Origin of the sequence: Corynebacterium sp. sy039 (genome assembly GCF_007904105.1) — a bacterium.
Taxonomy (GTDB): Bacteria; Actinomycetota; Actinomycetes; order Mycobacteriales; family Mycobacteriaceae; genus Corynebacterium.
The window spans coordinates 1,702,407-1,725,968 of sequence record NZ_CP042325.1; the positions used below are offsets into that span (position 1 = coordinate 1,702,407).

Below are 23,562 nucleotides of genomic sequence, written 5' to 3' on the forward strand. Positions count from 1 at the left end.
CGAACTCCGCTATCACACTACCGCATTTATGGTACAAAGCAGACATTAGGTACTATCAGGCACGATGTATTCTTCTTCCATAGCCCACCGACGTTCAAGCACACATTCTTTCTTCGTCTCATCGTGCCTGGTATCCGCCGCGATGGCTATGCCCCATGCAATTTTGACCCCACTCTTACTGAATAAAGGCATGACACTGCCACAAATAACTGTCATGCAAGCGCTTTTTAGCCTAGTCATTCTCCTTACCGAATTCCCCAGTGGCGTCATTGCAGACCTAGTCAACCGCAAAACTCTTTACATCGCCTCAAAAATTATTCTTGCGGTGTTCTTTCTAATGGTTTTTGCTGGCACAGGGCCGGTAATCCTCATGATCGCCTGGGGCATCTATGCCCTTTCGGCATCACTGAATTCTGGCACTCTCGACGCAGCCTTAGTCAATAACGCAAAAGCCACAGCACTAGACCAAAGACAAGCAGCACAACGCATTTCCTGGCTAGTCGGCCGCAGCAGTCAAATTGATATCAGCGGAATGATTATCGGCGGCACCCTCGGTGGCATTCTCTATACCACCATCGGATACAACATTTATCTCATCTCTGCACTACTAGCCGTACTATCCATCATTTCTGTTCTGCTATGGTTCCAGATCCCAGAAACACACGTCAAACGGGAAAGGCACAACACCACATCACTACAACTATTCAGATCGCATATATCTGAAAGTTTCCATACCGTGCGAGAATCGTCGACAGTGCAATTTTATATTGTGCTCATGACTGTCTTGCAGTGCATTATCCAAATTCATTTCCAACTGTGGCAAGGGAGTTTTTTGGATAAAGGGCTGAGCGAAAATACATTTCTTTTCCTCTATTTAACTTTCCAGGCGATCGGTTTTCTCGCCGGGTTCCTTTCTAAACAGAGTCGATTTGCTCGATTTCTTTTTGCACATCCTTTTCTCATATCTATCCCAATCCTGCTATTCCTTTATGCCAGCCTGATGTCCACCGGGATCGCCTCACTTATCCCGTACTCAGCTTTTATTTTCATCTGCACGATTATTGTCAATAGCTGTCGCGCTGGAATTAACGAAGCAGCCCCTATGGAAAAAATTGGCGCTATCACATCATTATCCAGTGCGTTGTCGAGACTCGGCGGAATCCTCTCCTTATGCTCCATGGCAGTTGCCTTGCATTATGCTTCCGCAGGAATAGTAGTGCCAATCGGATTAGCAGCATTTTGGTGTTGTGCAGCAGCTGTCATAGTCATTGGATACCAATCCACACAATTGGCGCATTAAGAATTTTTAGGCTTTCGGCAGGTAAACAGAAAAAGATCGTGCTAGACTAGGGAAATCTAAAAATAGATTAGGTATTTTCTCAGATAATGCCCGGCTAATAGCCATCACTCGAAGGTGAAACCACTATGAGCAGCAAATTTCGTGTTGGGTCACAGCTGAAATCGCTGTGGGCAAAAAATAAAACGCAACGCGGCACTAAACAAAATCCGCTTGATACTGGTTTGTCTGCGCTCAATGAACGCCTTGGTTTGCATAAAAAAAATCACTCCCCCGTCGCAGAGCATAATGCCCATAAATACATTGACTGCCAGGTAAGTTCTTCGAGTGAATGTGCCCGCAATATCATCTACGCCCCTGACATGGATGGACAAGTAGATCCAGGGGAAATCGTCTGGTTTTTTGCCCCCACAAACAAAAAGAAAGAACGAGCATTAGTGGTTATTGCCCGCCACGGTGCGGAAGTTCTTGGCTTACTCACCTCCTCTAACCCCGAGCACGATAAAGAAGATTCATGGCTCGACATCGGCGTAGGACCGTGGGATGAAAGCGGCAAACAAAACTGGGTGCGCCTAGACAAAATCATTCGAGTACCAGAAATAGCTATTCGACGACAAGGCGCTATCATTCCCCGGAGTCGTTTTGAGCGAATCGCTAACCGACTTCGCGCCGAGTACGGCTGGATATAAGAATACAAGCCTAAGCATAAATAAGGCATAGAGGTAGTTGTTTTCTTTTTCACGCCAAGCGTGCTATAGTTTCTCTTTGCTATTTATTCACGTTCGTCGCTGATATTTTTCGTGCGCCACCTAAGATGAACAGGACCTTGGGTTCATCCCTGACGCAGAACCACCTTAAGTGTGGAAGTAAATACGAGCGCCGGCATAAGTAAGAGATAAAGAGGTAATCATGGCAAATATCAAGTCACAGAAGAAGCGCGTTCTCACCAACGAGAAGGCTCGTCGTCGTAATCAATCTATCCGCTCTGCGGTTCGCACCGAGATTCGTAAGTTCCGTGCACTCGTTGAAGCTGGCGACAAAGCTGCTGCAGAAACACAATTGCGTGTTGCTTCCCGTGCCTTGGATAAATCAGTAACCAAAGGTGTTTTCCACCGCAACAATGCTGCGAACAAGAAATCTAAGATGGCACACGCTTTTAACAAGATGTCCTAATTCTTGGGTTTCCTAGTTATAAATGTTCTAGGTTACTATTTCCCGCAAACCCCTGCTCAATATGGCACATGAGTCATATCGAGCAGGGGTTTTGGGCTTTAGGAATTATCACAGTTGTTTTCGTAATGCACAAAGTTGAAATAGGTATAGCGTCAAAGCACAGCCAATAACAGCATAAAAACCCACGACGACCAGCCACCCCGGCGGGTAGAGATATATCGCAATAGCCGGCACAAACCACAATAATGCTCCCACCAAGCTAGCAGGTGCGTCGCTAAGAAAACAGCGAATTGCACGGGACAATAACCCGGTGAATGAGTAGTGCTCTTGGCGCTGGCACAACAATAACCACACCCACATCATGATGCTTATGCTTAGTGCCATGCCGGAGAATACCGCACCAAGGCACACAATTGTGCTGGTTCTGGTTAGATCGGCACGAGTAATCACCGCTATTTCATAAGCGCTGAGGAGAAAAAATCCCGAGCAAAATTAACCAAGAGCCTGTTGCGTAGCGCCAATGGGTGGTTTTCCAGGAAAAAAGTTCTCGAAAGAAGTTGCCGAGGAGTTGGAGTGTTCGTGGTTGTTGGCCTGCTTGAAGTTGAATGAGTTGCGTGCCCGCGGCATGGATAGCAGCACCAATGCTCAGCATTGGCACTGCGGATAAGATGAGAAGCCAATTGATGAGGATGACGTCGGTGGCGAGGGAAAACAGGTGCCACCATGAGGAGTCGGAAAGGGTGCGCTGCTTAGTGGGTTTGGGCATTATTATCCTTTAACTGCGCCTGCAGCTACCCCTTCGATAATGTATTTCTGCCCGAGGACATAGAAAATAACAATAGGGATAATCGCTAACACCAGCATAGCCATCATGGCTCCCATATCACGGTTACCATTAGAACCAACTAGGAATTGCAGCACAATGGGAATCGTGCGGTATTTACTTCCCGCACCAAGCACCAGGTTAGGCAGCAAATAGTCATTCCAGATCCACATTGTGTTCAAGATGCCCACAGTAATCATGGTGGGCTTGAGCATGGGCAGCACCACTCTGAAGTAGATTTGCAGTGGTGAACAACCATCTATACTTGCAGCTTCTTCTATTTCTGTGGGAATAGTTTTAAGGAATCCCACAAAAATAAACACCGATAGCCCAGCGCCAAACCCAAGATACAGCACTGCCATACCCAGCGGATTTGCTAGATAGAGTAAATCCGCAATTTTTGCGCTGGGAAACATGACCATTTGGAATGGGACAACCATAGAAAAGACAAAGACAAAATATAGTGCCTTGGTCCACCACGTGCGCACCCTGGCAATATAGTATGCAGTCATTGATGAGAAGAACACAATTGCCATAACTGAGAGCACTGTAATCACTGCTGACCATAGCACTGCCGAGAGTGTACCCGATACTGCCAATCCCTTGGCGTAGTTTTCTACTCCCACATACATATCGCCCAGTGGTAAGGCAAAGGGGTTATCGGCGATAGAGAACTTTGCCTTAAATGAGTTAATCAGCACAAAAAGAATAGGACCAAGAAAGACGAGGGCTAAGAAAATAAGAATGAGGTAGATGAGCACTCGACTTGAGGTACCGAGTTCACTGGTGTTCTTCTTTTTTATGCTGCTATTTTTTATACTGCTACGCGTACTCATGCTTCTACCTCTCGATTCCTTGTCACACGCAACTGGTACATTCCGATCACAGCCACAATCACCACAAAAATCACAGCCTTAGCTTGCGCTATTCCCTCTTTGCCTACTTCATAGAACATGGTACGTACAATGTTGAGCGCCACCATTTCCGTTTCCGAGCGCGGTGCACCATTAGTCAGCGCAAGGTTTTGGTCATACATCTTGAAGGTATTGGCGAGGGTAAGGAATAAACAGATAGTAATGGCGGGCATCACCATGGGGATAGTCACGTGCCTGAGGGTTTGCCACTTGCCTGCCCCATCGAGGGATGCTGATTCGATGAGCTCTCGTGGCACGCTGTGTAAGCCCGCAATATAAATAACCATCATGTACCCTACGAGCTGCCAGTTCAGCAAAGAAACCAGTCCCCAATAGCCAAAGGAAGAATCAGCAACAATGGTAGTTCCGTACTTTGCCAATATCGCATTAACCAGCACTTGCCAGGTATAACCAAGGACAATTCCGCCAATGAGATTGGGCATAAAGAAAATAGTGCGGAAAAAATTTGTGCCCGCCAGTTTCCTAGTCAATAACCATGCCAGGGCAAAAGCAAAAATGTTCACGCTCAGCACTGAAACCAGGGCCACCAAGAGGGTAAACACAAATGCTTTATCAAAACCACTACGCCCGCCAAAGGCAAGGCGGTAATTCTCAAGTCCAACAAACTGCGCATCGCTGAAGGTCGTGAACTTAGTAAACGATAATCCGATTCCGAGGATAAAAGGCACCAAGAACGCTATCAAAAATGCCAAGAGTGTTGGCAGTACAAAAATGGGAAAGTATTTTTTGAGAGTTCTCATTATTGCTCCTCTTTTTCTGCTTTCCACTCATCAACAAATACGTCGACGACGTCCTGCCACTGAGCACTACCAGAAGCATATTGCGCCATGCTTTGCCCCACGGTGTCCTTGAATTTTTGGGAAGGATAGATAGTAAAAATCCAGGGAATAGTCCGCAATTGCTCATTAGAAACATACTTAGCTACTTCCGCGGTAAGCGGATCACTCGGAATGTCGTCTGGACCAAAGGTAGTAAAAGGTGCATTAAACCCAAGATCTTCAGAGACATAGCGCTTACCGACGTCGGAAGAAAGAAGCCAATTCACAAACTCAATTGTGGCTCGTTGATCTGCTTTAGTGGCTCGCGCATTAACTGCCAGTGATACTTCAGTACCTACTGCAAGCCCTTGAGTTTCCTCGCCGGCATGACCGGTATAAATGGGTAAGAATTTAATGTTGTCCTCTTTGATTATGTTGCCTTTTACCCCAGAAATCTGACTCCACGCCCAATTGCCGTTTTGGATCATGGCGGCTTTTCCTTGAGCGAACTCAGAAAGGGAATCTGTTACATTCTTCGAGGGCGCTAATTTTTTATCAATAGTGGAGTTATTGAGATACAGGTCGAAAATCTGCTTGAACTCCTGGTTATATGTGAACTTAATGTCCTTTGTATCACTTATGCCTTGTTCATTGAGTTCATAGTAAATGGGGATATTGGTCAGGTGAGTTTGCCAACGCCAATCCTCACCTGATGCTAGTGATGTAGAAGCAAAAGCACCTTGAATACCAAGCTGATCTTTGCGAGCCTGCATATCTTCCGCCACTGCTTTCAGAGTGGCAAAATTATTTATCTGTGCCGCCGACGCTACCTTGGCACCTGGCAATGCACAATATCTATCAAAAATCTCCTGGTTATAAATAATTCCATAGCCTTCTACTGCCAAGGGCACGCCATAAGTTTTTCCGTCATCACCTTTGAGTGCAAGGTTGTCGTCTTTGAGATTACGGACAAACTCTGCATCAGAAATATCTGCGGTATAGGGCAACCATTTATGCAGACCAACAGGGCCATTGACATTAAAAAGCGTGGGCGAATGACGCTTCATCATCTCAATTTTGAGCGTTAGTTCATATTCGCCGGAGGCAGCTGTAGCCACTTTCACGGGCACGCCTGTTTCTTTTTCGTACTCACGAGCTATTGCTTGGAAAGTTTCATCAGCTTCTGGCTTAAAGTTGAGGAAATACACAGATCCTTTATCATCTTCTGTGCCACAAGCACTCAAGCCACACAGCATCATCGTCGCCAGAACTATTACCGCTATGAGACGTTTGAGCTGGCTTAGTGGTCTTTGGGTTGAAAACACAAAGAATCTCCTGTCATGGTGCGCTAAATCTAGAGGACACATAAGAAGCAAAGATTTATTGCTTAGATCACATAGTAGCGTCTCGATGGATATAACATACATTTCATTCTAAAAATGTAAATAAATCATCCATCCCAAACATACGAGCCGTGTCCACCGCACTCGGGTGCCCCGCATAAGGATCGGCACCAGCGGCAAGCAAAATGGAAATAATCTCCATCTCTTTCTTAAAAATAGCCCCGGCAAGCGGCGACTGTCCCCTGTCATTGAGCTTGTTCACATCTGCGCCACGAGCAATCAACGCCCGCAATGTCTGGGCATTACCACAATAAGCAGCCAACATTGCAAACGTATTACCCTCATGATTCATCAAATCAACATCAACACCCTGATCAATATAGGCAGCCAAATCTATACTCGCCTGCGGATCATTGCTGCGAGCCAAATCAAAAAGCCTGCTTGCAAACTCAGCTACTTGTTCTAGTTCTTCCTCACTATGTATATCGCTCATTGTTTTTCCCAGCCTTTCTTTGACCGACCTTCCTAACGCAAGGAGTTACCCCGCGAGCTGTGATATTTTTCGCACAGCGTCCTCCACGGCAAAGGATTCATCGCCACCACGCTGTCCTTTCACCGACGCATCAAGCTCAGCCATAAGAATGACTGCCCGACTCACCGCATCACCACTCCACCGCCGCGCCACTTTAGCCGTTTTCTCCACAGCAAAAACCGGCATACCCAATTGCCCAGCTAATGCCGCTCCATTGATTCTGCCCCGAGTAGAATACAACCTGGCAATAGCTGACACTTTGCTACTCAACGCAGCAGCTAAAGCAACAGGGCTAATCCCCAATTGCAAAGCCCGCCGTGTTGCCGATAAAGCACGCACAGCATTGCCAGAACAAGCAAAATCTGCAATATCGAATACTGAAACCTCAGCAACACCAACGTAGTATCGTCGAACAGCTGCTACATCGACCTTGCCATCAGTATCAGAAACCAATTGCGACACAGCACTAGCAAGCTCACGCAGCTCTGAGCCAACCCCTTCAAGCAGCGCATTGATGACGTCGGGAGTAGGCGAAAGCCCATAGCGACGAAACTCTGCCATAAGCCACGCAGACTTTTCATGCGCTTTGAGCTTTGCAACCTCATGCACCTGTGTATATTTCTTGAGCTTTTCGACGGCAGCTTTAGCGCGACCACCACCTTTGTGCATGATAATCAGATAAACACCTGGGGTGGGGTTATGTGTTGCTTCAAGTACAAGCTGTATGGGCTCTTTACCTGCGTCTTGCGCTTCCTCAAAAATAACAATGCGATCTTCACCAAAAAGTGAAGGCGAAAGCAATTCAATCATTTCCGCCGACGTAACATCTCCGGTACGCAACCGTGAAACAACAATGTTATCACCCAACGATGATTGCTCTTTTATCTGAGCAATCAGCTCAGTACGTATTCTTTCTGCCAAAAACTCCTCATCGCCGAGGATAAGATGTGACTGCTGAATCATTATGCTCCCGCTACTTGCTCATTTGTGCTCACTTCAGTCTAGAAAATAAGTGAGCACAATCCCACTTAAACTTTTCCTTAAGATCTTTCCTCAGGTCTTTTCTTTCGGGAACCATAAAATAATGCCAAAGAGATAACCCAGGCCACCAGCAACACACTCCACGCCTGCTGTGTTCTACCAAAATTGACATAGACTAACAATAAACCCCCTCACCTGCACGAACAGTGATTGAACGAGAAACAATTACCGCAACTGCCCAAGAGTTGCCGAAACCTAATAATATGATTGGTGCTAAAAGGAGGGCATTAAACCCCAACGGTGGGTTGGCGCAGGCACTGTATTGATACTCAATGCTTTAGGCATTCCCTTTTTTCGCATACCTATGATTGCTTCTATAACGTTGTGTAGTTACCACGTATCACAACCATTTATCCCAGCAAGGATTCCTGCACATTAACCAGCTTTGTTTATGGCGTTTTACGTGCTACATCATGCCTGTAATGGTTCGTCGTGTTAGATCATCCATTGGTGGGATATGCTCACTATTCATAGAGCAACGATGAACTGTGTATGTGGATTGGCGTAGAATATCCAGCGTTTCACGTTCTGTGTTGTTGTCGATCCATTCCATCCATGATAGATAGCGGTGTAGGTTCTTGGAGGCGACACTGCTAAAACGCCTCATAAACCGTTTGGTTTTAGAGTGCAGTGCGTTGATTGGCGCAAGTTTGCCGCGGTCATCTTTAGAATGATAAGCCCTGTGGGTAGCACCAAGTTCTTCTAGCGCTGAAACATAGCCTGAACCTTTGTCCGTGATAACAGTGCAACCAGACGTAACAATGTCACCAAGGGCTAGGCGGGCGGTATTTTTAGAAATACTACTGTATCCAGCAATTTGATGGAAAATACTTCCCGTAGATGTCACGCCCATAACCACACAAACCAACAACCTTGACTGACTTTTCCCCTTCCTTAACCCGCCGCGCTTTTTAGCTTTAACACCATCAGGCACAGCTGCCCCCTTATAGTTAATAGGGAAAAACGTTTCATCGATATAAGCTAAGTTTCCCCTGTTCACCGTAACTTTTTTAGCATTTTTCTCAACCAGCTCAAGAACACGGTGCCGCATAAAGAAAGCAGTGGCAACAGCAACCCCGCAGCGTTCGGCACTACGACGAACACTTACACCGTCGATAAAACATTCAGCGAACTTCCTCCATGTCTCTAAAGACAGTTTGGAGGTTTTGAGAACTTTGTTTGTGGAGTGTCCAAAGGTGCGCTGGCACCCTTTACACAAATAGCGTTGCCCGCCCTTTGATGTGCCTTTGCGCACAACGGAATCACACTCGCAGCGTGGACATTGTGACAGAATCTCACCATACTCTGGCTCGTGAAACAACTGCTCCAGCTGTTCAATCAAGTGTTGTCGTTCTTCTGGTGTGACTGTGGAAATTATCTCTTTGACTTGGTTAATGATGTCTGTGGTTGTCATGTCTTAAATTGTAAAAACCTCCCCCGACATGAAGAACGGGGTGTTCGTTGTTATGTTCGATGTCAATTTTGGTAGAACACAGCACTCCACGCCACCCCTACCCACCCCTGCGATAAGGAAATGTGTGCGTAAGGTAATTGAGAACCACGCTCGGCAACACAATATATCCAACGCACTAATGGTTGGCACAAGGCTATCGGAATATAGGCTACGACGCTGAAAAACCCACAGTTACTCAGCACAATTGCAAGCAAACCCAACACAGTTATTGGTGCTACCACCGCTGCAACTAAAACATTAGCGAAGAAACTCACCAGAGATAGCGTATGGTTCATCACAGCAATAACAGGAATGGTCGCCATCTCAGCAGCCAATGCCACTGCAGCTGTTCTATTTACTACATCGGGGATACGCCACCAGGGTATATTGGCGCAAACACGATAAAAGATCGGATTAAGCACGATAATCCCAGCAGTAGCAGAAACAGAGAGCAAGAACCCATAATTGCTTGCCATGTCACTATCCCACACCACAATGCCAATAACAGAAAGAGACAACGTATGTATTGGTGGTGCTCGCGTAATACTCAATGCAGCCACCATGCTCACTGCTCCGGTGGCACTTGCCCGTATCACCGAAGGCTCATACCCAATAAATAAAGCGAATAGTATCAAGGAAACTAGCCCACCAACAGCACATATGCGTGGACTACAACCGCATAATCCAAGCAGAAGCATGACAGTCGTCGTAATGATTGCCACATTACCGCCAGATACCGCACTTAAATGTGCTAATCCTGTTGCAGCATATATTTGTTTGTCATATTCGCTTTGTAAACTCGTATCCCCCATAACCATCGCAGCATACAAACCAGCGATTGCATCATCATCAATATAGTGCCCTACGGCGGATAAGAAATTATCCTTTATTCCCTGCATAAGCTGAACATATTTTTCCCATATCGTGGGTTCTGTCTGTTCCACACACCGTATATCACTCGCAATATACATATGCTTCAATAGCACAGCCTTATCTGTAGCGACTGCTTTCCCACTCACCACAAAAGGTGCTCCCGGATGTAAACAGCTGCTTTGCGAGATATGTGCACCGCGATAAAAAATAGGTATGCTACCGGGACTATGGGCAAAGCGAGCCTCGATAATCCATCCAGAATCCGTCTGAAAAGGTCGAGATTGCGCCCGCATCATCATAGTAGGTGGTAATTGATGTGCCAATCCACTACGTTGCAACACATTCATCCTTATTCCCACGCACACTAAGGCACAGAAACCGCCAAGCCCCACCACACCAGCCTGCATCTTATCCCACAATGCACATAGGCAGACTCCTATCGCTACTACTGCTGCCGCACACCACCATTGACCAGTTCGCAACATAACAAAGGTGCTTACCCAAACACTCAATGCAGCAGGTACCAGACGCAGGTCATTCATAATGTGACCTGGTTTTCTATTTGAGCAAATTTAGCAGCACCAATTCCTTTGATCTCAAGCAATTGATCAATACTGCTAAACGCACCAATGCTTTGCCGATACGCAATGATAGCTTCCGCAGTTTTTTGCCCGACTCCACTAAGAGTCTGCAATTGTTCGACACTTGCTGTGTTGATATTTATTTTCCCGCTCTCAGCACTCACACTATCTGCATCCGATTGCAGCGCGACGATAGGCTCATCTGGATACGGCACATATACTTGTTTTCCGTCTTGAAGTTGCTGCGCAAGGTTGAGGGCATGAAACCGTGGTTCGTGAAAACGCTCCTGCGAAACACCAGCTGCGCTCAGTGCATCGGCTACTCTTGCCTGTGGACTCAGCGTATGCAAGCCTGGCCTAGACACATCTCCAATAACCGAAACCACCAATTCCTTTGCTGATGGCGCAGTTGATTGCAGTGCGCTATTATCTGCCACAGAATTACCTGCCGCAGATGGAGTTATTTCTGCTGGTGGCACTACTTGTTGTGGTACAGAGGTACCAGAGAAGAAAAAGAGTGCTCCTACTATTGCCAATGCACAAACCGCTACCCCTATAAGCTGGCGACCAGATAGTGCATAGCGTGGTGGTAGTGGTTGCACATTAAGCACATCTTCTTGCCCAGTTGGTCGTGCTAATTCTTTTACTCGTTCATATACCCGCCCCATGGGCACAAGAGTAAAGGTTGTGCGTCGAAAGCAAAAACGTGCAGGGCAATAGAGCACGATATTCTGTGGAAAACCCTCTGACCTGCATTAGTTTGCTTGTGGATAACGGCTCATCCACTGGTGCCACAATTATTGATCGGCACTTGGCGCTGTGTCAGTAGCGTAGACCCCCATGTTCCAGCCCTCAAGATACCATTGCACAGGCTCATCTGTTGCAGGGGCACAACCAAAACGCGGACGCGCTATCAGTGCTGACCAGCATGTATTGCCAAGACCAGAAAAAAGTGGATATTGACTAGGGTGCAATTCCAGCAAAGAGGAGGTAAGCGCGCTAATGGTACCGCCATGCGCGACAACAAGTACTGTTGTATCCTCGTCATCCCATTGTGGATAATCGGTCACTAACTCGTCGATCACTGCACGAGCACGCTGAGCGACGCTGAGCCGAGATTCACCACCAGGCGGAGTCCACGAAGCATCATTGCGCCACCGCGCCCGAGCGCCAGGATAAGCTGCATCTACTTCCTCGTGAGTTTTCCCCTGCCACTGCCCCAAATTAGTTTCACGCAAACGCTGATCAATCTCTACCCCAACGCCAATGTTGCGATCAATAATCTCTGCAGTGACTCTAGCACGCTGCAAATCAGACGCAATGATTTTTTTAATAGGCTGACTCGCTAAGAAATCTGACACTAACTGGGCTTGTGCAATGCCGCGTTCCGCCAGTTCTGTATCAAGATGACCTTGCATACGCTTATTGGCATTATATTGCGTTTGCCCATGTCGCAGTAGAAGTAACCGTCGCGGCATAGGTTATAACTCGTCTTCAGGTTCTGGGGCAGCAAGTGGAATATCGTCCAAAGACTCTACAGTACGGACATCAATATCGTCCGCCCAATCCTCATCACGCTGCATCGTCTCCACGCCCTCGACTTCAATGAGTGGACAATCCCGATAGAGTCGATCCAAACCATAAAAATCACGCTCGATATTGCGCTGCACATGAACAATTAACATGCCATAATCAAGCAATACCCAGCGGTTTTCTCGATTCCCCTCACGTCGTTTAGGCTCTTGCCCGACAGCAGTAAGCTGATCTTCAATTTCTTCGACGATGGCTCGTACTTGACGCTCGTTATCGGCAGAAGCTAATACAAATACTTCCGCAATCGCCATAACATCCGACACATCCACAACAGCGATATTCGTTGCTTGCTTCTCATCAGCCGCACGAGCAACAATGGCAGCTAGGTCAATGGTTTCATTAGTTGCGGTCACACAAAATCCTTATTTATAGCTATTTTCCTCTTTTGTGGCAGTGCAAAACGTGCAGCAAACCAAAACACACAAACAATACCACCGCTTAAAACTTTACACTGGCTTAATATCTCTTAGCAGCCAACAACACAGCATTGTCATATACCAAGATACACACGATCACATTCAAGAGATACTAGCTTCGATCTAGCGTTGATAAAGACCACGCTTAGCGATGTATTGCACCACACCGTCGGGCACAAGATACCACACAGGCAACCCCTGGGCTGCACGTTGCCTACACCCTGTGGAAGAAATAGCCATAGCTGGAATCTCAATCAGCTTAACCTTTTGGCGCTGTGGCAACGGCAGAAAATCGTCGGCAAGCTCATAGCCAGGGCGCGTAACCCCCACAAAAGTTGCTAACTCTAAAGCTTGTTCCCAATTGTGCCACGACAAAATACTGCTCAGTGCGTCAGCTCCAGTGATAAAGAAAAGTTGTGCGCGTGGAAAAATCTTCCGAATATCGCGCAGGGTATCTACCGTATAGGTTGCACCTGGGCGTTCAATATCTACCCGGCTCACACTAAAGCGTGGGTTTGAGGCAGTAGCAATAACTGTCATGAGATAGCGATCCTCTGCAGCTGAAACATCACGATCTTGCTTCTGCCAGGGATTACCAGTGGGCACAAAAATTACTTCATCAAGCTCAAAGCGAGCGGCAACTTCGCTAGCCGCAACAAGGTGGCCATGATGAACCGGATCAAAAGTGCCACCCATGATGCCGATGCGCTGCGCTTGATGAGAGAAAGCATCATTTCCCAATACAGAAGGAGGTGTCGTGTCATGATTATGCTCATGCAATGCCTCAGGTGTAGTCATAGGCACCTAGTGTAGCTACTGTGGACAAGAACAACCAGAAGAAAGAATGCACATACTCGTTCCACTCACCTGAGAATCAGCGAAACAACACTGTGCGCCAACCCCCAACATTTGTTATGGAGAGTAAACTACTTACCTAAATTGGCGAAAACCAAAGGCATATACTGCTAAACCGATACTCCGACTTGAGATCTTTAGATTAAAAATGAGCAATTCCGACAATTCCAATACTGAGGTTACTACTGAGGTGACTTATCCTGCTGCGTCTGCAATATCAGCTCCAGCCTCGGCCGCTAAGAAAAGTAATCGTTCTGGTCGCCACCGTGTGCCGATAGCACGCCCCAAAGGATGGAGCACCACAGTTGCGACGATTTCATCAGTGATGATGACCTTAGACATCACGATCGTACTCGTTGCACTACCTGCTATTGCACAGGATTTACAGCTTTCCCTTAGCGGCGGACAATGGGTAATCAACGCCTACAGTCTGGCTTTTGCTTCTCTCTTACTTTCCGCAGGCAGCATTTCTGACATTATCGGGCGACGAACAATTTTCCTCGTCGGGCACCTTTTATTCTTAGCTGCATCTATTGCGTGTATTCTCAGCAGCTCCGAAGCAATGCTCATTGCAGCACGTGCAGTACAAGGCGCTGGTGGTGCTTTGGTTTTCGGCACCAGTATTCCACTGCTCAGCGATAGTTTCCGCGCGCATGAATCCAGGGAGCGCACTCGTGCCATTGCTATTCTCATGGGGGCAAGTGCCGCAGCCAGTGCCCTTGGCCCGCTCGTCGGCGGCTTTCTCGTGGAATACGGTGCTTGGGAATGGATTTTTATTATCAATATCCCCATTGGTATCTTCACCATAATTGCCACGCTTATTTTTGTTCCCGACCTGCATAGAGCCGGGTTACTCGAAGACGATAACGCACAAGAGTTACCACCTCTTGATATTGGTACGGTATTCATCGCAGCTGCCATGCTCTTTAGCCTGAATTATGGCATTATTTCTGGTGCAGAACGTGGGTGGACTGATGGTTTTGTCCTATTGAGTTTCTCCGCAGCGATCTTACTCTTTGTGCTTATGACGGGTATTCAACTATCCAAAGGCAACCGAGCCATGATCGATATGCGCTTATTTGCCATTCCCTCTTTCTCCGCAGTCACTTTTGCGGCTTTTGCTGCCCGTATGTTCAGCTTCGGCATGATGCCATTTCTGGTGCTCTGGCTATCTGGACACGTAGGATTATCTGCCCTAGAAATCGGCTATGTTTCCACGGCAATGGCAGGTCCCATCGTAATTTTTGCTGCTGTTGGCCTCAAACTCGGCAACTATATTCGGTTAGGTTTTGTACAAGCAATCGGCATGATTATTGTCGCCATTGGTTTAGGACTTGGCTTGCTTATTCAACCAGATAGCAGCTGGCAAGCCCTCATTCCTGCCTATGTAGTTATCGGCATGGGAACGGGTGTCATGTTGCCGCACCTGATGGATTTAGCAGTCTCTGTTGTTCCGCGTGGTCGCACAGGTACGGCAAGTGGCATTGCCAATACCGCATTACCCCTCGGCACCTCCTTTGGCGTTGCCGTCTACGGAGCTTATCTTTCCGACTCCATTCGCAATGCACTGGGCGAGGTACCACATATCCCTGCAGAGATTTCTGCTGCCCTAGCGACGGCGGCAGAAGCTGGTCAATTCACAGTGATTGAGCGGTTTTCTGCCGAATTAGCGCATACGGCACTTGAGGCTTTCGTCGACGGTTTGCATGGCATTTTCATTATTGCAGCAGTGCTTGCGATTGTCGGAGCTATTGCGTGCGCAATTTTCATCCGGGACACCCACACCCACGAGCACTAGCGCACATCTCTTAGGCTCAGCGTAGCCAGGGGCTAAGGGCGAGTTTGCCCGTCGCCATGCAAAATCCACTTCGTGGTAGTCAACTCTGGTAACGCCATAGGGCCGCGAGCATGAAGTTTTTGCGTGGAAATACCAATCTCAGCTCCCATGCCGTATTGCTGACCGTCAGTAAAAGCGGTAGAGGCATTCACCATGACCGCAGCCGCATCGACTTCCTCAGTAAATTGCGTTGCTGTGCGGATATTACCAGTTGCAATCGCCTCAGTATGACCGCTGGAATAACGTCGAATATGCGCTATTGCCCCGGCAACACCGTCGACGAGTTTCGCAGCAATATCAAAAGACAGATATTCCTCCGCCCAATCTTGCTCTGTAGCAGCGATAATGCCACTAGCGCCACAAGGAGCTAACTGCTCAATATCACCATGAACCTGCACCCCAGCTTGTTGCAGCGCATGGATGATTTTATATTGATCCTCAGTAGGTAACGCCTGGTCAATCAGCACCGTTTCTGTAGCATTACACACTGAAGGACGTCGAGTTTTGCCATTGATAAGCATGGCTATGGCCTGGTTGAGATCAAGCACATCACGATCAATATAGAAATGACAATTACCCGTACCCGTTTCAATGGTAGCAACAGTGGCATTTGTCACCACCGACTCAATCAATCCTGCCCCACCACGAGGAATAATCACATCAACCAGCCCACGAGCTTGAATAAGATCACGCACACTCTCACGCGTCTGGCATGGCAATAACTGCACACTCTCACGAGGAATATGCTGCTCGACGAGCACCTGTTGAACAAGAGCAACCAACTTCTCATTAGAATGACGTGCGCTCTTAGAACCACGCAATAACACAGCATTGCCTGATTTGAGAGCCAGTCCAAAAGCATCCACCGTCACATTCGGGCGAGCCTCATACACCATGCCCATAACCCCCAGGGGCACTCTCACCTTGCGCATCGTGATCCCATTGGGCATGACTTGTCCTGCAACAACCTCACCTACTGGGTCGGTAAGAGCTGCTACTTCTCGCAACCCTTGAGCCATTGCACTGATACGAGACTGGTCTAAACGCAGCCGATCAATGAGGGAATCACTAAGCCCATTGTCTTTAGCAGCACTAATATCATGCTCGTTAGCAGCAATAATCTCAGCACTAGCCTGCTCTAAGCGTTGTGCTACTGCATACAGTGCTGCGTTCTTTTGCTCGGTATTGAGCTTGGCCAGAGGCGTCGTTACAGCTTTGGCAGCACGCGCCATAGTAAGAATGCTCTCACGTTCTTGTGCGCGAATAGCTATCGCATCAGTGCTAGTACCAGTCTCAGTGTGCATTATGTGACGTCTCCATTACCTCAGGGCCGCAATATCTAGTATCTCAAGGACCCGATATCTCAATATCTCAGTGTCCAATTATTGTGGATAAACTTTAGTACAAAGCAAGATAATCAGCATGAATAACCGCACGATTCATCCCAGCCGGCACTTCCTCTGTTTTCTTTCCTATAAGAGTACGCACAATCTCTGAATCATAAGACACCTCACCACGACCAATGACCTTGCCTGTATTATCTGCAATATCCACAATGTCACTAGCAGCAAAATCGCCTTGCACCTGCTCAATACCCACTGCCAACAATGACGTACCACCAGCGCGCAATGCAGCACTCGCCCCTGCGTCAATGCTAATCGTTCCTGAGGTATCTGCCGCATAAAGTACCCAAAACTTCCACGCCGGCAACCGCTGAGTATGCGGATGAAACATAGTGCCCACGCTAGCGTCGCTAAGCGCAAGATCAATGTTATCTGCAGAGGTCATAAGCACGGGAATACCACCACGGGCAGCAAGTAGCGCCGCTTGCACCTTAGCAGCCATACCGCCTGTGCCTACTGCACCACCACCGCCAGCATTAACATCATGTAAGTCTCGAGCACCCCGAACATCTGTGATGAAATGCGCATCAGGCTGCGCTGGATTTTTGTCGTATAGTCCATCAACATCAGACAATAAAATCAGTGCATCCGCATACGTTAGGTGAGCAACTAAAGCAGCCAGACGATCATTATCGCCAAAGCGTAACCCTTCTGTAGCAACAGTGTCGTTTTCATTAACAATCGGCACACAGCCTAAAGAAAAAAGACGATCAATCGTACGCTGAGCATTACGCGCCCGCTCTCTGATTCCTGAATCAGCAGAGGTCAATAAAATCTGAGCAACGTGACGAGAATAGCGAGCAAAACTTGTTCCCCAGGTATGGGCAAGTTGTACCCCACCCACGGCAGCTGCCGCTTGTTTTGTGGCTAAATCACGCGGGCGCTCTGCCAAACCCAATGCGCCCATTCCTGAGGCAACTGCCCCAGACGACACGATAATGACATCGCTGCCACGTCCCATGCGCGCTTCCACTGCATCGACCACTGCGTCGATACGCGCTGGATTGACTCGATAATCTTCACCAGTAAGAGACGAGGAACCAATTTTGACTACTACACGACGAGCTGCTACGAGCTTTTGCCGAGACGCACTCACCATCTACCTGCCTAACCTTGCCAACGCTCACGTTCAGCAACTTCACCATCGCCATAATCGTATTCATCAATCAAACCACGACGCACCTGAGACTCGCGTTTACGCTCAGCTGCGGAACGACGATTATTGCGCAATAACCTGGCATCTTGACCACGACCAGCAAGCGTAGGATCTACCCCACCTGCCGTCGGCTCCCACTCAAAAGTAATTTCCCCTATGCTCACGCTACAACCCGCTTTAGCCCCAGCTTTCATTAACGCATCTTCAACGCCAATTTTGGCTAAGCGATCAGCCAGATACCCCACAGCCTCATCATTCTCAAAATCAGTTTGCCGAATCCACCGCTGTGGCTTCTCACCGATTATCAAGAAACCACCCTCAATCTCTGGATCAGGCTCAATACGGAACTGACTACCATCGCCACGCTTACGCACAGCTTGTGGGCGAATAATCTGCTTAGGCTCCATCTTTGCTACAGGACGTTGCTTACGATCTTGCTCCACAATCTCCAAAAGAGCATACTGCAACTCATCAAGACCTTTACGTGCTACTGCAGAAATAATGAACACTGGCCAGCCGAATTTCTCCTCTAAATCGTCTTTAAGGAACTCGGCTAATTCCAGAGCATCAGGAATATCAACCTTGTTGAGGATAATAATGCGCGGCCGCGAACGCAGATCCCCAAGAGTAGCATCCTGTGCCAATTCTGATTGATACGCCGCAAGTTCTTCCTCTAGAGCTTCAATGTCACTCATTGGGTCGCGCCCTGGCTCCATCGTGGCAGTATCAACCACATGCGCCAACACTGCAGTACGCTCAATGTGGCGTAAGAAATCAAGCCCCAGCCCTTTGCCCTGCGACGCTCCGGGAACTAGCCCTGGCACATCGGCAATGGTAAAAGTTTTATGCCCAATCTCTACCACACCAAGATTCGGCTGGAGCGTGGTAAAAGGATAATCACCAATTTTTGGTTTTGCTGCCGAGAGTACAGAAATCAACGATGATTTTCCGGCACTAGGAAAACCAACCAGTCCGACGTCAGCCATTGATTTGAGTTCAAGAACAATATCATGCTGCTCACCAGGTTCACCTTTGAGAGCAAAACCTGGTGCTTTGCGTACGCTCGACGCCAAAGCAGCATTACCCAAACCACCAAACCCGCCTTGTGCAGCAGTAAAACGCATACCCACGTGCGTCAAATCAGCAAGTGTTTCGCCTTGTTCATTCAGCACAACTGTCCCTGGTGGAACCGCAAGGATGAGGTCTTCTCCTCTGGCACCATTGCGGTGATCACCTGCACCATTGCTACCGCGTTGCGCCTTGATATGAGGGCGATAGTGGAGATCCAAAAGAGTATGGATCTGGGCGGATACTTCCAGAATAATATCGCCACCATGACCGCCGTTACCGCCGTCTGGGCCACCCAAAGGCTTAAACTTTTCTCGGTGAATCGACGCACAACCATTGCCGCCGTCGCCAGCTGATAAATGGAGCACTACTCGATCAACAAAACGCGCCATGACGCCACCTTTTTCATTCTTAATGGATTCTGTATCAGTCTACAGTAAAAGAAAAACACCCCTGAGTAAGGGGTGTTAAAAGCTCACTAAACCTTAAGGTTGTATGGCTTATGCAGAAACAGCCTCTGGAACAATGTTCACAGTGCGACGGTTGCGCTTGGTGCTGAACTGTACTGCACCTGCTTTTAATGCGAACAAGGTGTCATCGCCACCGCGTCCTACATTCTCGCCTGGGTGGAACTTAGTGCCACGCTGACGAACGAGGATTTCACCTGCGTTTACCTGCTCGCCGCCAAAGCGCTTTACGCCAAGGCGCTTGGCGTTGGAATCGCGACCGTTATTTGAGCTTGACGCACCCTTCTTGTGTGCCATGTGGATTCCCCTCCTTCGGGAAAAATCTAGAAGGTGGTTAGACCTTACTTAATGCCAGTAATTTTCACTACGGTCAGCGGCTGACGGTGACCTTGACGTTTCTTGTAACCAGTCTTGTTCTTGTACTTAAGGATCTTAATTTTTGGACCCTTAACGTGCTCAACAATCTCAGCTGAAACCTTTACTTTCTCAAGTTCTTCAGCTTTTGTGGTAACAGTTGCGCCATCGACGAGCAGAACAGGGGTGAGAGCCACGGACGAACCTGGCTCACCCTCGATCTTCTCGACCTTGACGAGGTCACCTTCAGCAACCTTGTACTGCTTGCCGCCGGTCTTGACGATCGCGTACATACGAGGGCTACCCCTTATCTAAAACTCGGACTCTTTGAGCAACACATCACTCTCAAATGCAATCTGCTGCAAAGAGTACTACTTAACAGAAACTTTCTTGCGTTTAGCATTCCATAACCAATAACCAACGAAAGCTAGCCAGGAAGAAAATGCTAAAACAGCGACTGTCAAAGACTACCCTTAAAAGCAGCCAAAACACAAACTGGCTGCCCTTGGGGCTAATAGCGGGGTTAATTATGCTTTCTCGTTACCCTACGTCGTCCACGACCCCGACCAGAAGTATGGGAGGTTTTCTGTTTCTCATAAACCTCAACAACATCTCTAGTAGCATTACCGACGCGCGTATCGCCTTCATCCATATGCTTATTTTTACGAACAACACGACGTCGATGTCTCTTTGCGCTCTCTCGCACACTCTGCTTAGTTTGCTTGGTTTGCTGCTCAGGGTGCGTCGTCGATGTCTGCTCAATCTCAATCACTTCAGCCTGCACCGCATGAGTATTTTTCCGCACCGCTCGACGACGCTTCACAGCCGCCCGAGAAGAACCTACTGTTTTTGTTTCTTCGGCCTGGGTTCCTCCCCTCACAGCCTCATGAGTCGCAGCCTCGTGCTGCTCATCAGTACGCTTTTCCTGTGCAGCAGCTGAATTCGCTCGGACTACACGACGACGCGACTGGGTACCGTGCTGGCGTTGTTTCCGATCAAACGCATAGTCGTCAGCTGGCAAGTAGTTCTGGGCAGATGGCTCATCCGGGTCTTCCTCATGCGCACGTGCAAGCGCAGAATCAACAATATCGAGCACACTGGTATCCGCTGTTGTATTCGATCGTGAATTATCAGCAATGACATCCTGTTCCACAGAATCCTCATCGGAATCGGTGTCCATATTCTTGATAACAGCAGCTGCCAATTCTTCGATACTACGCTTCGCCTTTGCTTTTGCTGGCTTTTCACTCGGTGCAACAGAATCTGCATCAGGGGTAGACTCTTGGTCCTGCTCTTGCGGTTTATCAAATGCAGACTCATCATAGTACTCAACGGGATCTGCATGGACGATTACGCCACGACCTTCGCAATGTTGGCATTCCGTCGCAAATGTTTCTAGTAAACCAGTGCCTAAGCGTTTTCTGGTTACTTGGACAAGTCCTAAAGAAGTAACCTCGGAGATTTGGTGGCGAGTGCGATCCCGTCCCAGTGTTTCTTTGAGACGACGCAATACTAAATCTTGGTTTTCTGGCAGCACCATATCAATGAAGTCAATAACAATCATGCCACCGAGATCACGCAAACGCATCTGGCGTACAATTTCCTCGGCAGCTTCCAAATTATTGCGCGTCACGGTTTCTTCAAGGTTGCCACCAGAACCAGTGAATTTTCCAGTATTAACATCAATGACGGTCATAGCCTCAGTGCGGTCAATAATCAATGTACCGCCAGAAGGCAACCACACCTTGCGCGATAATGCCTTTTCTAGCTGCTCATCAACCCGATACACCTCAAAAGCATTCTGCCCACCATGATCTTTAGGATTAAACCGAATGAGTTTATCGGACAAATCAGGAGCTACCGAAGAAATATATGCGTGGACGATATTCCATACACGCTTCCCCTCAACAATGAGTTCAGAAAAGTCCTCATTGAATAAATCACGAATAACCTTGACCAGCATATTTGGCTCTTCGTAGAGGGTAACTGGCTTGGCACCTTTTGATTCTTTTTCTTTGTGAGAAAGCTCGTTAATATGCTCCCACACATTATGCAAGCGCTGAACGTCGGCAGCGATAGCTTGTTCGCTTACTCCCTCAGCAGCGGTACGAATGATTGTGCCACCATTTTTCGGCACCACACGACGCAAAATATCTTTGAGTCGCTTGCGCTCTGGCGCGGGCAATTTGCGGGAAATACCAGCAGAACGCCCCTCTGGAACATAAACTAAATAGCGCCCTGCCAAAGAAATCTGGGTAGTCAACCGAGCACCCTTTTGCCCAACAGGATCCTTAGTGACCTGCACTAAAACTTGGTCACCAGACTTGAGCGCATGCTCAATTTTTCGTGATTTTCCACCTAGTCCAGCTTGACGCCAATTAACTTCACCAGCATAAAGCACACCATTGCGTCCCTTACCAATGTCAATGAACGCTGCTTCCATGCTTGGTAACACATTTTGCACTCGCCCCAGGTAGATATTGCCAATCATGGAGGCCTGTGCCTCAGAGGTCACAAAATGCTCCACCATCATGCCATCTTCAAGCACACATACTTGGGTCACTGACCCTGGATGGTCAGTACGTTCACGCTCACGCACAATCATCGTGCGCACCACAGATTCTCGCCGCGCTAAAAACTCCGCCTGCGACACAACATGGCGTTTCTTACGAGCTTCTTCACGCATTTCCGCACGACGACGTCGCTGTGCCTCCAAGCGGGTAGAACCATGAATAGATACTGGTTCGGTAATTTGCTCCGCATCCTGTGAGTCTTGAGGTGTCTTAGGCGAAGTATCTGCACTCTCCTTGCGCGCTGCCTTGCCGACGTTGCTCGCATTGTCCGCATTGCCTGCACTATCTGCACTGTCTGCATTGTCCGCAGAAGCAGCTAAATCGTCTTCTTCTGCATAATCCTCCAGCTCAGGCTCAGGCAATTGTGGCGCCAGAAAAAGCGGAACAGCTGCACTAAGCGCTGCAAGGTCAGCCTCATCTGCTTTGTGCGGTGAGGAAGAATCTCCTGTGCCGGAGTCATTACTCAAGCGCTGCTCTAACTCCTGTTCCACTTTCTGTTCAATTTGATGAACCTCATTTTCCACATTTTTTTCTACCTGATGACGCAATTTCTTTTTTTCTTGTGCATCATCAATTTTTTCATTGAGGTCTTTTTCTACCTTTTGCTCAATCTGATGAATCTCATTCTCGACATTTTTCTCAATCCGATGCCGTAATTTTTCCTCTGCCTCTGCACCATCACCTGCAGTTTCCCCCGTAGCGTCCCCCAACCACTCTATGACTTGCAATGCCTCCTGGCGCGAAAGATTGGATTGCGCCCGCTTCGCAATACCATGCTCCTGTAGCGAGGTCACAATATCTTTACTTGATCGGTGTAGATATTTTGCAAGCGCATATACTCGGATACTCTCACCAATACTCTGGTCTATCGACGCCTGGTCAAGCCGTGATTTCTTCTTTTTTTTATCGCTCACGATCATTTTCTCCTCATCGTGCCATAGCACTGTTCACCCAACTACAACCCCAGGAAAATAATCTGATAAACCGCTGCTCCGCAGGGCATAGGAGTAAAACGCACCAGCACTGTGTAT

At 47.9% G+C, this 23,562-nt stretch carries 24 protein-coding genes; 4 read left to right on the forward strand and 20 right to left on the reverse strand.

The features are described 5' to 3' along the window. Positions 1-45: 45 nt before the first annotated feature. Positions 46-192 (reverse strand): hypothetical protein, encoded by a 147-nt coding sequence (locus FQV43_RS10215; RefSeq protein WP_246847024.1) that lies wholly within the window; start codon positions 190-192, stop codon positions 46-48. Here FQV43_RS10215 and FQV43_RS07660 point away from each other — a divergent pair. The 3 genes from FQV43_RS07660 to rpsT all read left to right on the forward strand — a co-directional run bounded on the left by FQV43_RS07660 (position 149) and on the right by rpsT (position 2,470). After that, complete coding sequence (locus FQV43_RS07660; RefSeq protein WP_246847002.1) at positions 149-1,300, forward strand: MFS transporter; 1,152 nt, start codon at positions 149-151, stop codon at positions 1,298-1,300. The two genes, FQV43_RS10215 and FQV43_RS07660, sit on opposite strands and share 44 nt — an antisense overlap. A 125-nt stretch (positions 1,301-1,425) precedes the next feature. Further along, complete coding sequence (locus tag FQV43_RS07665) at positions 1,426-1,986, forward strand: type II toxin-antitoxin system PemK/MazF family toxin (protein WP_146339830.1); 561 nt, start codon at positions 1,426-1,428, stop codon at positions 1,984-1,986. Positions 1,987-2,206: 220 nt separating this feature from the next. After that, on the forward strand, positions 2,207-2,470 hold the full coding sequence (gene rpsT, locus FQV43_RS07670; RefSeq protein ID WP_144273334.1) for a 30S ribosomal protein S20: 264 nt from the start codon (positions 2,207-2,209) through the stop codon (positions 2,468-2,470). A 108-nt stretch (positions 2,471-2,578) separates the two neighbouring features. Here rpsT and FQV43_RS07675 read toward each other — a convergent pair whose 3' ends face one another. The 13 genes from FQV43_RS07675 to nadD all read right to left on the reverse strand — a co-directional run bounded on the left by FQV43_RS07675 (position 2,579) and on the right by nadD (position 13,616). Beyond that, positions 2,579-2,920 (reverse strand): hypothetical protein, encoded by a 342-nt coding sequence (locus tag FQV43_RS07675; RefSeq protein ID WP_146339832.1) that lies wholly within the window; start codon positions 2,918-2,920, stop codon positions 2,579-2,581. A gap of 7 nt (positions 2,921-2,927) precedes the next feature. Further along, positions 2,928-3,236 (reverse strand): hypothetical protein, encoded by a 309-nt coding sequence (locus tag FQV43_RS07680; protein ID WP_146339834.1) that lies wholly within the window; start codon positions 3,234-3,236, stop codon positions 2,928-2,930. Between the two features lie 2 nt (positions 3,237-3,238). Then, positions 3,239-4,129 (reverse strand): carbohydrate ABC transporter permease, encoded by an 891-nt coding sequence (locus FQV43_RS07685; RefSeq protein WP_144273336.1) that lies wholly within the window; start codon positions 4,127-4,129, stop codon positions 3,239-3,241. Further along, positions 4,126-4,971, reverse strand: a complete 846-nt coding sequence (locus FQV43_RS07690) for a carbohydrate ABC transporter permease (RefSeq protein ID WP_144273469.1) — start codon at positions 4,969-4,971, stop codon at positions 4,126-4,128. Before FQV43_RS07690 ends, FQV43_RS07685 begins: the two co-directional genes overlap by 4 nt. Beyond that, positions 4,968-6,311 carry an ABC transporter substrate-binding protein gene (locus tag FQV43_RS07695; protein ID WP_246846892.1) on the reverse strand — a complete coding sequence of 448 codons (1,344 nt, stop codon included), beginning with the start codon at positions 6,309-6,311 and terminating at the stop codon, positions 4,968-4,970. Before FQV43_RS07695 ends, FQV43_RS07690 begins: the two co-directional genes overlap by 4 nt. A gap of 103 nt (positions 6,312-6,414) precedes the next feature. Beyond that, positions 6,415-6,813: an ankyrin repeat domain-containing protein gene (locus FQV43_RS07700; protein ID WP_370511211.1), complete on the reverse strand. Its 399-nt coding sequence runs from the start codon at positions 6,811-6,813 to the stop codon at positions 6,415-6,417. A 54-nt stretch (positions 6,814-6,867) separates the two neighbouring features. Next, positions 6,868-7,824: a DNA polymerase III subunit delta gene (gene holA, locus FQV43_RS07705; RefSeq protein ID WP_144273339.1), complete on the reverse strand. Its 957-nt coding sequence runs from the start codon at positions 7,822-7,824 to the stop codon at positions 6,868-6,870. Between the two features lie 484 nt (positions 7,825-8,308). Next, complete coding sequence (locus FQV43_RS07710) at positions 8,309-9,316, reverse strand: IS1595 family transposase (RefSeq protein ID WP_146339836.1); 1,008 nt, start codon at positions 9,314-9,316, stop codon at positions 8,309-8,311. A gap of 62 nt (positions 9,317-9,378) precedes the next feature. After that, positions 9,379-10,770 (reverse strand): ComEC/Rec2 family competence protein, encoded by a 1,392-nt coding sequence (locus tag FQV43_RS07715; RefSeq protein ID WP_146339838.1) that lies wholly within the window; start codon positions 10,768-10,770, stop codon positions 9,379-9,381. Next, positions 10,767-11,477, reverse strand: coding sequence for a helix-hairpin-helix domain-containing protein (locus tag FQV43_RS07720; protein ID WP_146339840.1), 711 nt, complete (start codon positions 11,475-11,477; stop codon positions 10,767-10,769). The genes FQV43_RS07715 and FQV43_RS07720 overlap by 4 nt, the downstream gene beginning before the upstream one ends. A 129-nt stretch (positions 11,478-11,606) precedes the next feature. Then, positions 11,607-12,287: a histidine phosphatase family protein gene (locus tag FQV43_RS07725; protein WP_146339842.1), complete on the reverse strand. Its 681-nt coding sequence runs from the start codon at positions 12,285-12,287 to the stop codon at positions 11,607-11,609. A 3-nt stretch (positions 12,288-12,290) separates the two neighbouring features. Further along, positions 12,291-12,755 (reverse strand): ribosome silencing factor, encoded by a 465-nt coding sequence (rsfS, locus tag FQV43_RS07730; RefSeq protein WP_146339844.1) that lies wholly within the window; start codon positions 12,753-12,755, stop codon positions 12,291-12,293. A gap of 186 nt (positions 12,756-12,941) precedes the next feature. Beyond that, positions 12,942-13,616, reverse strand: coding sequence for a nicotinate-nucleotide adenylyltransferase (gene nadD / locus FQV43_RS07735; protein WP_146339846.1), 675 nt, complete (start codon positions 13,614-13,616; stop codon positions 12,942-12,944). 205 nt (positions 13,617-13,821) lie between these two features. Between nadD and FQV43_RS07740 the strand changes: the two genes are divergently transcribed. Next, positions 13,822-15,471 (forward strand): MFS transporter, encoded by a 1,650-nt coding sequence (locus tag FQV43_RS07740; RefSeq protein ID WP_246846894.1) that lies wholly within the window; start codon positions 13,822-13,824, stop codon positions 15,469-15,471. 32 nt (positions 15,472-15,503) lie between these two features. Here FQV43_RS07740 and FQV43_RS07745 read toward each other — a convergent pair whose 3' ends face one another. From FQV43_RS07745 to FQV43_RS07770, 6 genes are all read right to left on the reverse strand, one after another. Continuing rightward, positions 15,504-16,814 (reverse strand): glutamate-5-semialdehyde dehydrogenase, encoded by a 1,311-nt coding sequence (locus FQV43_RS07745; protein ID WP_146339848.1) that lies wholly within the window; start codon positions 16,812-16,814, stop codon positions 15,504-15,506. Positions 16,815-16,908: 94 nt separating this feature from the next. After that, positions 16,909-18,012, reverse strand: a complete 1,104-nt coding sequence (proB, locus tag FQV43_RS07750) for a glutamate 5-kinase (protein ID WP_146339850.1) — start codon at positions 18,010-18,012, stop codon at positions 16,909-16,911. Between the two features lie 8 nt (positions 18,013-18,020). After that, positions 18,021-19,529 carry a GTPase ObgE gene (gene obgE / locus FQV43_RS07755; protein WP_146339852.1) on the reverse strand — a complete coding sequence of 503 codons (1,509 nt, stop codon included), beginning with the start codon at positions 19,527-19,529 and terminating at the stop codon, positions 18,021-18,023. A 108-nt stretch (positions 19,530-19,637) separates the two neighbouring features. Further along, positions 19,638-19,901, reverse strand: a complete 264-nt coding sequence (gene rpmA, locus FQV43_RS07760) for a 50S ribosomal protein L27 (protein ID WP_144273348.1) — start codon at positions 19,899-19,901, stop codon at positions 19,638-19,640. A 44-nt stretch (positions 19,902-19,945) separates the two neighbouring features. Further along, positions 19,946-20,251 carry a 50S ribosomal protein L21 gene (rplU, locus tag FQV43_RS07765; RefSeq protein WP_144273349.1) on the reverse strand — a complete coding sequence of 102 codons (306 nt, stop codon included), beginning with the start codon at positions 20,249-20,251 and terminating at the stop codon, positions 19,946-19,948. Positions 20,252-20,481: 230 nt separating this feature from the next. Then, on the reverse strand, positions 20,482-23,451 hold the full coding sequence (locus FQV43_RS07770) for an Rne/Rng family ribonuclease (protein WP_146339854.1): 2,970 nt from the start codon (positions 23,449-23,451) through the stop codon (positions 20,482-20,484). Positions 23,452-23,562 lie beyond the last annotated feature (111 nt).